The following is an 11,391-nucleotide window of genomic DNA, read 5'->3' on the forward strand; positions in this document are numbered from 1 at the left end:
GGGCCGAAGAGCCGCCCCCCACCGCAACGCAAGGACACCGCATGCCTCCTGCCGTGCGCTTCGGCGTCAACTACACCCCCAGCGAAGGGTGGTTCCACCACTGGCTCGACTTCGACCTGGACTCCGTCCGCGCCGACCTCGACTCGATCGCCGCACTCGGCCTCGACCACGTCCGGGTGTTCCCGCTGTGGCCGTACTTCCAGCCCAACCGCACACTGATCAGGCCCCGCGCCGTCGAACAGCTCGTCGCGCTGGCCGACGCCGCCGCCGAACGCGGCCTCGACGTCAACGTGGACGGCCTCCAGGGGCACCTGAGCAGCTTCGACTTCCTGCCCGCCTGGACCCGGACCTGGCACCGGCGCAACCTCTTCACCGACCCGGAGGTGCTCGACGGCCAGGAGAACCTCCTGCGCACGCTCGCCGCCGCCCTCGCCGACCGGCCCAACTTCATCGGCATGACCCTCGGCAACGAGGTCAACCAGTTCTCGTCCGGGCCCCATCCGGACCCCGACCGGGCCACGTCCGGCGAGATCGACACCTGGCTCACGCGCATGCTCGCCGCCTGCGAGGAGGGCGCCCCGGGCCGGCTGCACCTGCACGCCGAGTACGACGCCACCTGGTACCAGGACGACCAGCCCTTCACCCCGGGCCAGGCCGCCCGGCACGGCGCCGTCACGGCCGTGCACTCCTGGGTCTTCAACGGCACGGCCCAGCGTCACGGCCGTACCTCCGTCCCGGCCGAGCACCATGCCGCGTACCTCGTCGAGCTGAGCAAGGCCTGGGCCGATGACCCGCACCGGCCGGTCTGGCTCCAGGAGGTGGGCGCGCCCGCGCCCCTGGTCCCGGCCGAGCACGCCGCCGCCTTCACCGAGGCCACCGTGGCGAACGCCCTGGACTGTCCCGGCTTGTGGGGCATCACCTGGTGGTGCTCCCACGACGTGTCCCGCGACCTCGCCGACTTCCCGGAACTGGAGTACGGACTCGGCCTGCTGACCAACGACCGCAAGCCCAAGGACATGGCCCGGGCGCTGGAACGGGCGGCGCGGGAACCGTCGCAGGCGCCCCCGGCCCGTACGACGGCGCTGGTCGTCCCCGCCGACCCCGCCGTCCGCTCGCTCTGCGCCCCCGGCGGTCCCGTCTTCGACGCCTTCTTCCGGCTGGTCGCGGACGGAGCCCGCCCCACCACCGTCCTCGATGTGCGCGCCGCCGACCGGGAACACCTGGCCGCGCGCGGCATCACCGAGGCCGTCACTCCCGACCAGGTACTTCCCCACCCACCAGGAGGCACCCGCTCGTGACACCCACCAGACGCACCGTCCTGCTGGCCGGCGCCGCGGCCGCCCTGTTCCCCCCGGTGCCGGCCACGGCAGCACCGAAAGCCGCCGCGACCCAGCCCTACGCGTCCTACTGGTACCCGGACTCCCTTCCCTCGGGCGCCCCGGGCCCCGGTATCACCTGGCGCAGCCTGAAGTCCTGGCGTGCCGAGACCGACCCGGACCTCGCCTGCAACGCCGCGTCCGTGCCGCTGGCCGCCCGCTTCACCCCGGCCCCCGCCAACCCGACCGCCCGCGCCGGCCAGGCCCGCATCCAGTCCCTGGTCTCCTTCGGGCCGACGGCGGGCAACCCGTCCCAGGGCTCGGCCACCGCCGACTACTACGCCCTCACCCACTGGGCCTACATCGACGAGCTGGTGTTCTGGGGCGGCTCGTCGGGCGAAGGCCTGATCCTCGCGCCGAACGCGCCGATCGTCGACGCCGCCCACCGGCACGGCGTGCCCGTCCTCGGCAACGTCTTCCTGCCGCCCGTCGCCTACGGCGGACAACTGCGCTGGACCCGCGACCTGGTGCGGAAGGACACCGCCGGGCGTCATCCGCTCGCCGCCCGGCTGGTCGAGGTCGCCGAGGCGTACGGGTTCGACGGGTGGTTCGTCAACGCCGAGACCGGGGGAGGGGACGCCGCGCTCGGCCGGGACATGCTGAGCTTCATGCGGGAGCTGAAGTCGCTCGCGGCGGCCAAGGGGCAGCGGGTGACCTGGTACGACGCGATGACCGTGAACGGCACGGTGAGCTGGCAGGGAGCGCTCAACGGGCAGAACGAGCCGTTCTTCCGGACTTCGGACGACATGTTCGTCGACTTCCGCTGGTCGGCGAACAGCCTGGTCTCGTCGGGCAGCCGGGCCGAGCAACTCGGCCGCAGCCGACACGAGTTGTGGGCCGGCGTCGACGTCGAGGCGAACGGCTGGAACTCCTCCGTGCGCTGGGACGCGATCGTGCCGAAGGACAAGGCGCACATCGCGTCGGTCGGCCTCTACCGGCCCGAGTGGACCCGCAACCACCTGCCCTCCGGCCAGCGCGGCCCGGCCGCCTTCCACACCGCCGACGACCGCTTCTGGACCGGCCGCTCCCTCGACCCGTCCCGGCCCGACGGCACGGACGGCTGGCGGGCGCCCGCCGTGTCCGTCGCCGACCGTTCGACGGTGACGGCGGTCCCGTTCGCGAGCGTGTTCAACACCGGGCACGGGCTGCGGTGGTACGAGGACGGCGAGGCCACGTCGGACACACCCTGGAACCACCTGGGGTTGCAGGACCGCCTGCCGTCCCGGCGCTGGGTCGTGCACACCGAGGGCAGCCGCCCTGCCGTGACCTTCGACTTCGAGGACGCCTGGCGGGGCGGGAGCAGTGTGCTCGTCGACGGTGAACTCGACGAACCCACCGTCCTGGACCTGTACGCGACCCGGCTGCCGCTCACCGCGGACACGGTCGTCGAGCTGACGCACCGGACCGACTCCGGCCGTGTGCACGTCGAACTGGCCGTCGCCACCGCCGATCCGGACACACCGGGGGCGACACCGCCGTACACGTACTTCCCCGTCGACCCGGCCGGCACCTGGCAGACCTCGGCCGTGCGGCTCACCGGCCTGACCGGCACCGCCCACGCGGTCGGCGTGCGGATCACACCGGCGGACGGTGGCGGCCCGGTGCGATGGCGGATCGGTGGACTCGCCGTCCGCACCGCGTCCCAGGCCACTCCGGCCGCCCCCACGGGGCTGCGCGTGAGCGCCGCGTCCGGCGGTGACCTGCGCTTCGCCTGGAGCCCCACAGCGGGGGCCGTACGCCACTACACGCTGCACCGCCTCCTCCCCGACGGCACCCGGCGCTTCCTCGGCGGCACCTGCCAGCACGCGTTCTTCGTGGCCGGGCTGAAGCCCGAACAGGGCGAGCGGGCGGCGCGGTTCGAACTGCGTGCCGTGGGGGAGCTCTACACCTCGTCGGCCCCCGATTCCCTGATCCACCCCTGGTAACGACCCCCTAGGGAGCACTCCGCATGCATGACGACCGCAGCCTGGTCGAAGCCCGCCTCAAGCGCGTCCTCGACGAGCGAGTCCGCCCCGCCGTGTACCCCGAGTCCGTGCCGCTGGAGGTGGCGGTGTGGCACGCACCCGGCGAACCGGTGCCGGTCGACGAGGGACTCGCGGCCGAGCCCGAGCCCATCGAGGCGGGCGCCCGATGGGGTGCTCCCTGGGGCACCAGCTGGTTCCGCGTCACCGGGACCGTCCCCGAGGCCTGGGCCGGGAGGACCGTCGAGGCGATCCTCGACCTCGGCTTCGACGAGAACATGCCCGGCTTCCAGTGCGAGGGCCTGGTCTACCGGCCCGACGGCACCCCGGTGAAGGGCCTCAACCCGCGCAACCAGTGGGTGCGCGTCGGCGCCCCCGTCGAGGGCGGTGAGCAGGTGCGCCTGCACATCGAGGCCGCCTCCAACCCCGTCATCCTCGACTACCACCCCTTCCTGCCCACCCAGCTGGGCGACAAGGAGACCGCGGGCACCGAACCGCAGTACACCCTCGCCCGCATGGATCTCGCGGTGTTCGACGAGACCGTGTGGCAGCTCGTGATCGATCTGGAGGTGCTCGGCGAGCTGATGGCCGAGCTTCCGGTGGAGTCGGCTCGCCGCTGGGAGATCCTCCGGGCGGTCGACACGGCACTCGACGCCCTCGACCTCCAGGACATCGGCGGCACCGCGGAACGGGCCCGGACCCGCCTCGCCGGCGTGCTCGCCACGCCCGCCGCTCCCTCCGCCCACCGCGTCAGCGCGGTCGGCCACGCCCACATCGACTCGGCGTGGCTGTGGCCGCTGCGCGAGACCGTGCGCAAGGTGGCCCGGACGACCTCCAACATGACCGCGCTGCTCGACGACGAGCCCGACTTCGTCTTCGCCATGTCGCAGGCGCAGCAGTGGGCGTGGGTGCGCGACCACCGGCCCGAGGTGTGGGCCCGGGTGAAGAAGGCCGTGGCCGACGGGCGGTTCGTGCCGGCCGGCGGCATGTGGGTGGAGTCGGACACCAACATGCCGGGCTCGGAGGCGATGGCCCGGCAGTTCGTCCACGGCAAGCGGTTCTTCCTCGACGAGTTCGGCATCGAGAACGACGAGGCCTGGCTGCCCGACACCTTCGGCTTCGCCGCCGGACTGCCGCAGATCATCAAGGCGGCGGGCTCCAAGTACCTGCTGACGCAGAAGATCAGCTGGTCCCAGACGAACAAGTTCCCCCACCACACGTTCCGGTGGGAGGGCATCGACGGCACGCGGATCTTCACGCACTTCCCGCCCGTCGACACCTACAACTGCTCCATGAAGGGCAGCGAGATCGCCCACGCGGCACGTAACTTCAAGGACAAGGGCGTCGCTCGGCACTCCCTCGCCCCCACCGGCTGGGGCGACGGAGGCGGCGGCACGACCCGCGAGATGGTCGCCAAGGCGGCGCGTCTGCGCGACCTCGAAGGCGCGGCGACGGTGACCTGGGAGACCCCGCAGGCCTTCTTCGAGAAGGCCGCGGCCGAGTATCCCGAACCGCCGGTGTGGGTCGGCGAGCTCTACCTCGAACTCCACCGCGCCACCCTCACCAGCCAGGCCAAGACCAAGCAGGGCAACCGCCGCAGCGAGCACCTGCTCAGGGAGGCCGAACTGTGGGCGGCCACGGCGGCCGTGCGCACCGGGTTCCCCTACCCGTACGAGGACCTGGACCGGATCTGGAAGACGGTGCTGCTGCACCAGTTCCACGACATCCTGCCCGGCTCGTCCATCGCCTGGGTGCACCGGGAGGCCCGGCGGACGTACGAGAGGGTGGCCGAGGAGCTGACCGGGATCATCGACGCGGCGCAGCGGGCACTCGCGGGGGACGGGACGCGGGACCTCGTGTTCAACTCGGCACCCCACAGCCGGGCCGGGATCCCCGCCGGTGGTGCCGGTGCCGCGCACCTGCCGAGCCCGGCGGAGCCGTCCCCGCGTGACGAGGGCGGGTTCGTCCTGGTGAACGGCCTCCTCCGGGTCGAGATCGACGCCCGGGGACTCGTGACGTCGGTGTACGACATCGAAGCCGACCGCGAGACCGTCGCCCCGGGCCGGGCCGCGAACCTCCTCCAGCTCCATCCCGACTTCCCGAACATGTGGGACGCCTGGGACGTCGACGCGTTCTACCGCAACACGGTCACCGACCTCACCGACGCGGACGAGGTCGCCCCGGACGGGGACGGCGTGCGGATCGTCCGGACCTTCGGCGCCTCCCGTGTGACCCAGCTGCTGTCCCTCGCGCCGGGGGAGCGGCGGCTGACGGTGGACACGGAGGTCGACTGGCACGAGACGGAGAAGTTCCTCAAGCTGGCCTTCCCGCTCGACGTGCACGCCGAACGGTACGCCTCCGAGACCCAGTTCGGGCACTTCCACCGGCCCACCCACACCAACACCTCCTGGGAGGCCGCCAAGTTCGAGGCGTGCAACCACCGCTTCGTCCACCTGGAGGAACCCGGCTGGGGCGTCGCCCTCGTCAACGACTCGACGTACGGCCACGACGTGACCCGCACGGTCCGCACCGAAGGCGACGGCGGTACGACCACCACCGTCCGCGTCTCCCTGCTGCGCGCCCCGCGTTTCCCCGACCCCGAGACCGACCAGGGCGTCCATCGCTTCCGGCACGCGCTCGTGCCGGGCGCGGGCATCGCCGACGCGGTGCGCGAGGGCTGGCGCATCAACGTGCCGGAGCGGCGGCTCACCGGTGCCGAAGAGGTGGCGCCGCTGGTGACGGCCGACCGGGACGCCGTGGTCGTCACGGCGGTGAAGCTCGCCGACGACGGCAGCGGGGACGTCGTCGTCCGGTTCCACGAGGCCTTGGGCGGCCGAACGCGCGCCACGCTCACGGCCGGGTTCGAGGTCGCGGGCGTCTCGGTCACGGACCTGCTGGAACGACCGCTGACCGACACGACGCCACCTGAGGTCCGGGACGGGCGGATCGCGGTGCGGCTGCGCCCGTTCGAGCTGATGACGCTGCGGCTGCGGCGCACCCGATAGTCGGTGGCGCAGGTCACAACTGCCGATGTCACATCGTGGTGAGCCGCTGACTCATAGGGGTGTACGCGAAACGACAACGACAGAGGAGCTCACCATGAGCGCGCGTCTGGACGTCTTCGCCCTCCCCGGCGCCGGCAAGGTCATCAAGCAGTTCACCGCCCTGGGGCGGCTGGTCGTGGAATCACCGCTGCCGGCCGCCACCCGGGAACTGGTCTCGCTCCGCGTGAGCCAGATCAACGGCTGCGCGGTCTGCATCGACATGCACACCAAGGAGGCGACCGCCGCGGGCGAGAGCTCCGTACGGCTCCATCTGGTCGCGGCCTGGCGGGAGGCCACGGTGTTCACCGAGGCCGAGCGGGCCGCGCTGGAACTGGCGGAGCAGGGGACCCGCATCGCGGACGGGGCCGGCGGTGTCCCGGACGAGGTCTGGGAGCGGGCCGCCAAGCACTATGACGAGGAGCAGCTCGCGGCCCTCGTGACCCTGATCGGCTTCATGAACACGGCCAGCCGGCTGAACGTCATGCTCGAACAGCCGGCGGGCAGCTACCAGGCCGGTCAGTTCAAGTAACCGCGGAGCACCGGGCCCTGGGACCCTCCTAGGGCCCGAGCTGCGCTCGCAGCCACTCCTCCACCTCGCCCACGTGCGCGGCCGCCGCCGCGCGGGCCGCCTCCGGGTCGTGGGCGGCCAGGGCGCGGTGGATCGCGGCGTGCTCACGGCGGGTGCGTTCGAAGGCGCCCTCCTCCTGGTAGCCGCGCCAGACCCGGGCCCGGAACGTCCGCGAGGACAGGCCCTCCAGGATCGCGGCCATGGTCTCGTTGCCCGCCGCCGCCGCGATCTCCCGGTGGAAGGCCAGGTCGTGGGCGAGGATCTCCTCCGGATCGTCCGTGGCGTTCATCGCCGCCAGATGCTTCTCGACCTCGGCCAGCCGGTCGTCGGTGATCCGGGCGGCGGCCAGCGCGGTCGCCGTCGACTCCAGGATCCGCCGGATCTCCAGCAGCTCCACCAGACGCGGACCGCGCGACAGGTCCGCCACGACACCGAACGTCTCCAGCAGGTCCCCGGCCTCCAGCTGGGTGACGTAGATGCCCGACCCGTGCCGGGCCTCCAGCACACCCAGAACCGTGAGCGCGCGGATCGCCTCCCGCATCGAGCTGCGGGAGATGCCGAGCTGGGCGGCCAGGTCACGCTCGGTCGGCAGTCGCTGGCCCGGCTCCAGCCTGCCCTCGCCGATCATCGCCTTGATCCGCTCGATGGCGCGCTGCGTCACGGTGCCCTTCTGCGGGGCCGTCTCGTCGTCCACGCCGTTCCTCCGATCACAGGCTCCGGCGCAGTCTAACCAGCGAGGTGGTCGGACCACTATGAGCCCGGAGCGGGAAAATATGCCGTCGCAGGGTGTTCTGGCGGGGGAGTGGTCTGATAAGTATGCGGGCATCTGCTCGAACCCCGGTCGATGGGAGCCCCCTCAGATGCCCGGAAGCACAGTGCGGAAGCGAAACAGGTCACGGACCGTCGGCGCGATGGCGCTGGCCGCCGGTGCCTCCCTGGTGCTCGCCGCGTGCGGCAGTACCAAGGACACCGGCGCCTCGGGTGCCGGCGGCGGTGACGGCAGCGGCAAGGTCGGGGTCGTCCTGCCCCTGCTGACCTCGCCGTTCTGGCAGTCGTACAACGACTACGTGCCGAAGATGGCGAAGTCCGAGAGCGTGGACGCGATGAAGACCGTCAACTCCAACAGCGATCCCTCGCAGCAGATCACCGACATCAACAACCAGCTCAACCAGGGCGTCGAGGGCCTGGTCGTCGCCCCGCTGGACAGCGCCGCCATCGAGGCGGGCCTCGACCAGGCCGAGCGCAAGGGCGTGCCGGTCGTCGCCGTGGACGTGGCGCCCGACAAGGGCAAGGTCGCGATGGTGGTCCGCGCGAACAACGTGGCGTACGGCGACAAGGCCTGCCAGTACCTCGGCGAGCACATCACCTCCGGCAAGGTCGTGCAGATCATGGGCGACCTCGCCTCGGTCAACGGCCGTGACCGCTCCGAGGCGTTCCGCGCCTGCGTGAAGAAGAACTTCCCGAAGCTCGAGGTCCTGGAGATCCCCGCCAAGTGGGAGTCCGACGCGGCGGCCTCGAAGCTCGACACCCTCCTCAACGCCAACCCCGACATCAAGGGCATCTACATGCAGGCGGGCGGCGTCTATCTCGCGCCCACGCTCCAGACCCTCAAGTCCAAGGGAATGCTGAAGAAGGCCGGGCAGCCGGGCCACATCACCATCGTCTCGAACGACGGCATCCCGCAGGAGTTCGACGCGATCCGCAAGGGCGAGATCGACGCGACCGTCTCCCAGCCCGCCGACGCCTACGCCAAGTACGGCATGTACTACATCAAGGCGGCGATGCAGGGGAAGACGTTCAAGCCCGGCCCGACCGACCACGACTCGACGATCGTGAAGCTGCCCAGCGGCATCCTGGAGGACCAGTTGCCCGCGCCGCTGGTCACCAAGGACAACGTCGACGACCCCAAGCTCTGGGGCAACACGGTCGAATGAGCAGCCCACTGGTCGAAGCACGGGGCATCGTCAAAAGGTACGGCCCCACCACCGCCCTCGCCGACGGCCGGCTCTCCGTCCTGCCGGGTGAGTCCCATGCCCTCGTCGGACGCAACGGCGCCGGCAAGTCGACGCTGGTCAGGATCCTCACCGGCCTGGAGGCCCCGGACGAGGGATCCGTCCGCTTCGACGCCGACCCAGCGCCCCCGCTCACCGACCGGGACGCCTGGCGCCGCAAGGTCGCCTGCGTCTACCAGCACCCGACGGTCGTCCCCGAACTGACCGTCGCCGAGAACCTGTTCATCAACCGGCAGCCGCTCCGGCGCGGGTTCATCAGCTGGCGCCGCCTGAAGTCCGAGGCGGCCCGGCTCCTCGACACCTGGGATGTGCGCGTCGACCCGGAGGCCCGCACCGCCGACCTCAAGGTCGAGGACCGGCAGATGGTGGAGATCGCCCGGGCGCTGAGCTTCGGCGCCCGCTTCATCATCCTCGACGAACCCACCGCCCAGCTCGACAACCGGGAGATCGAGCGGCTCTTCACACGCATGCGCGCCCTTCAGGACTCGGGCGTCACCTTCCTGTTCATCTCGCACCACCTCCAGGAGGTGTACGAGGTCTGCCAGACCGTCACGGTCCTGCGCGACGCCCGCTGGATCACCACGGCGCCGGTCGCCGACCTGCCCCGCCAGGCCCTGGTGGAGGCCATGGCGGGGGAGACGATCGCCGAACAGGCCGAGCGGCAAGCGGCCCAGGGAGCGTCGGGCCCCGTCCTGCTCGACGTCCACGGCCTCACCTCGGCCGCGTACGAGGACGTCGGCCTCACCGTCCGGCGTGGCGAGGTCGTCGGACTCGCCGGCTCCAGCGCCAGCGGCAAGATCGAACTCGCCGAGTCCTTCACGGGACTGCACACCCCCACGGGCGGAACGGTCCGGCTGGACGGACAGCCGCTGCCGTTCGGCGACGTCCGCAAGGCCCTGGAGGCCGGCGTCGGCTTCGTGCCCCGCGACCGGCACGAGCAGGGCCTGGTGTTCGGCATGTCCATCGGCGACAACGCCACCCTCAGCGTCCTGGACCGGCTCGGCCGCTTCGGCTTCGTCGGCACCGACAGCAGGCGCGATGTCGCCACCGCGCTGATCGAACGCCTCGACATCCACGCGGCGGGCCCCGAGCAGCCCGTCTCCGACCTGTCCGGCGGCAACGCGCAGAAGGTCGTCATGGCCCGGGCCCTCGCCTCCGACCCCCGGCTCCTGGTCCTCGTCAACCCGACCGCGGGCGTCGACGTGAAGTCCAAGGAGTCCCTGCTCGCCCGTGTCGACACCGCCCGCGAGGACGGCAGCGCCGTACTCGTGGTCTCCGACGAACTCGACGACCTCAGGCGCTGCGACCGGGTCCTCGTCCTCTTCCACGGCCGTGTCGTCGCCGAGCACCCGGCGGGTTGGCGCGACCACGAGCTCATCGCCTCCATCGAAGGAGTGGACCATGGCTGACACCAAGGCGGCCCCGCCGCTCGCGCCCGCGCGAGTCACCGACCCGCGCGCCGCCAAGGCCGTCCTGCTCCGCCGGGCCCGCGAACTCGCCCTGGTACCCGCCCTGTTGCTGCTCCTGGTGCTCGGCGCCGTCGTCAACGACTCGTTCCTCACCGAGCGCAACATCGTCTCGATCCTCGGCGCCTCCGCCGCCCTCGCGATGGTGGTGCTCGCCGAGTCGCTCGTGCTGATCACCGGCAAGTTCGATCTGTCCCTGGAATCGGTCGTCGGTATCGCGCCCGCCGTGGGCGCGCTGCTCGTCCTGCCCGCGGCCCAGTCCGGCTGGGGCACCGAACTCCCCGCGGCCCTCGCCCTGCTGGCGATCCTCGTCACGGGTGCGGCCGTGGGTGCCTTCAACGGCATCCTGGTCGTGAAGTTCAAGCTCAACGCGTTCATCGTGACGCTGGCGATGCTGATCGTGCTGCGCGGCCTGCTGGTCGGCGCGACCAAGGGCAAGACACTGTTCGGGATGCCCGACAGCTTCTACTCGCTGGCGACGACCACTTTCCTCGGCGTCCCGCTGTCCGTGTGGCTCGCCGCGGTCTCCTTCGCGGCCGCCGGTCTTGTGCTGAAGTACCACCGGGTCGGGCGCGCCCTCTACGCCATCGGCGGCAACGCGGACGCGGCCCGGGCGGCGGGCATCCGGGTGGAGCGCGTCATGCTCGGCGTGTTCGTCGTCGCGGGCGTCCTCGCCGCGGTCGGCGGCATCATGCAGACCGGCTACGTCGGCGCGATCAGCGCCAACCAGGGCCAGAACATGATCTTCACGGTGTTCGCGGCCGCGGTGATCGGCGGCATCGCCCTCGACGGCGGCAAGGGCACCATGTTCGGCGCCCTGACCGGCGTACTCCTTCTGGGGGTCGTGCAGAACCTGCTCACCCTCGCGCAGGTGCCGTCGTTCTGGATCCAGGCCATCTACGGCGGGATCATCCTGGTCGCCCTCATGATCGCCCGGGTCACCACCGGCCGGGCCCAGGACTGA

General features: G+C 71.5%; 8 protein-coding genes. 7 read left to right on the plus strand and 1 reads right to left on the minus strand.

Translation table 11 applies throughout. The annotated features are described in order from the left end of the window. The first annotated feature begins 53 nt into the window (after positions 1-53). The 4 genes from ACIBK5_RS07305 (at position 54) to ACIBK5_RS07320 (ending at position 6,910) form a co-directional block, all read left to right on the plus strand. On the plus strand, positions 54-1,298 hold the full coding sequence (locus tag ACIBK5_RS07305; protein WP_399017316.1) for a glycosyl hydrolase: 1,245 nt from the start codon (positions 54-56) through the stop codon (positions 1,296-1,298). After that, on the plus strand, positions 1,295-3,301 hold the full coding sequence (locus tag ACIBK5_RS07310) for an endo-beta-N-acetylglucosaminidase (RefSeq protein ID WP_399017083.1): 2,007 nt from the start codon (positions 1,295-1,297) through the stop codon (positions 3,299-3,301). The genes ACIBK5_RS07305 and ACIBK5_RS07310 overlap by 4 nt, the downstream gene beginning before the upstream one ends. Positions 3,302-3,324: 23 nt before the next feature. Then, the gene (locus tag ACIBK5_RS07315; RefSeq protein ID WP_399017085.1) at positions 3,325-6,342 is read left to right on the plus strand and encodes an alpha-mannosidase; all 3,018 of its coding nucleotides are present in this window, start codon (positions 3,325-3,327) and stop codon (positions 6,340-6,342) included. Between the two features lie 94 nt (positions 6,343-6,436). Next, entirely contained in the window at positions 6,437-6,910 is a 474-nt protein-coding gene (locus ACIBK5_RS07320; RefSeq protein WP_399017086.1) for a carboxymuconolactone decarboxylase family protein, read from the plus strand. Between the two features lie 28 nt (positions 6,911-6,938). Here ACIBK5_RS07320 and ACIBK5_RS07325 read toward each other — a convergent pair whose 3' ends face one another. Then, positions 6,939-7,643, minus strand: a complete 705-nt coding sequence (locus ACIBK5_RS07325) for a FadR/GntR family transcriptional regulator (protein WP_399017087.1) — start codon at positions 7,641-7,643, stop codon at positions 6,939-6,941. A gap of 166 nt (positions 7,644-7,809) precedes the next feature. Here ACIBK5_RS07325 and ACIBK5_RS07330 point away from each other — a divergent pair, with 166 nt between their 5' ends. From ACIBK5_RS07330 to ACIBK5_RS07340, 3 genes are read left to right on the plus strand one after another with little or no spacing between them, the layout of a single operon-like run. Further along, complete coding sequence (locus ACIBK5_RS07330; protein ID WP_399017089.1) at positions 7,810-8,883, plus strand: sugar ABC transporter substrate-binding protein; 1,074 nt, start codon at positions 7,810-7,812, stop codon at positions 8,881-8,883. Next, positions 8,880-10,370, plus strand: coding sequence for a sugar ABC transporter ATP-binding protein (locus ACIBK5_RS07335; protein ID WP_399017090.1), 1,491 nt, complete (start codon positions 8,880-8,882; stop codon positions 10,368-10,370). Before ACIBK5_RS07330 ends, ACIBK5_RS07335 begins: the two co-directional genes overlap by 4 nt. After that, positions 10,363-11,391: an ABC transporter permease gene (locus tag ACIBK5_RS07340; protein ID WP_399017091.1), complete on the plus strand. Its 1,029-nt coding sequence runs from the start codon at positions 10,363-10,365 to the stop codon at positions 11,389-11,391. Before ACIBK5_RS07335 ends, ACIBK5_RS07340 begins: the two co-directional genes overlap by 8 nt.

The sequence above is a fragment of the Streptomyces sp. NPDC050546 genome, from assembly GCF_044457425.1.
In the GTDB taxonomy this organism is placed as follows: domain Bacteria; phylum Actinomycetota; class Actinomycetes; order Streptomycetales; family Streptomycetaceae; genus Streptomyces.

Coding starts and splice junctions, on each gene's coding strand:
- ACIBK5_RS07320 (WP_399017086.1), top strand. CDS start 6,437: ATGAGCGCGCGTCTGGACGTCTTCGCCCTCCCCGGCGCCGGCAAGGTC.
- ACIBK5_RS07335 (WP_399017090.1), top strand. CDS start 8,880: ATGAGCAGCCCACTGGTCGAAGCACGGGGCATCGTCAAAAGGTACGGC.
- ACIBK5_RS07340 (WP_399017091.1), top strand. CDS start 10,363: ATGGCTGACACCAAGGCGGCCCCGCCGCTCGCGCCCGCGCGAGTCACC.
- ACIBK5_RS07315 (WP_399017085.1), top strand. CDS start 3,325: ATGCATGACGACCGCAGCCTGGTCGAAGCCCGCCTCAAGCGCGTCCTC.
- ACIBK5_RS07330 (WP_399017089.1), top strand. CDS start 7,810: ATGCCCGGAAGCACAGTGCGGAAGCGAAACAGGTCACGGACCGTCGGC.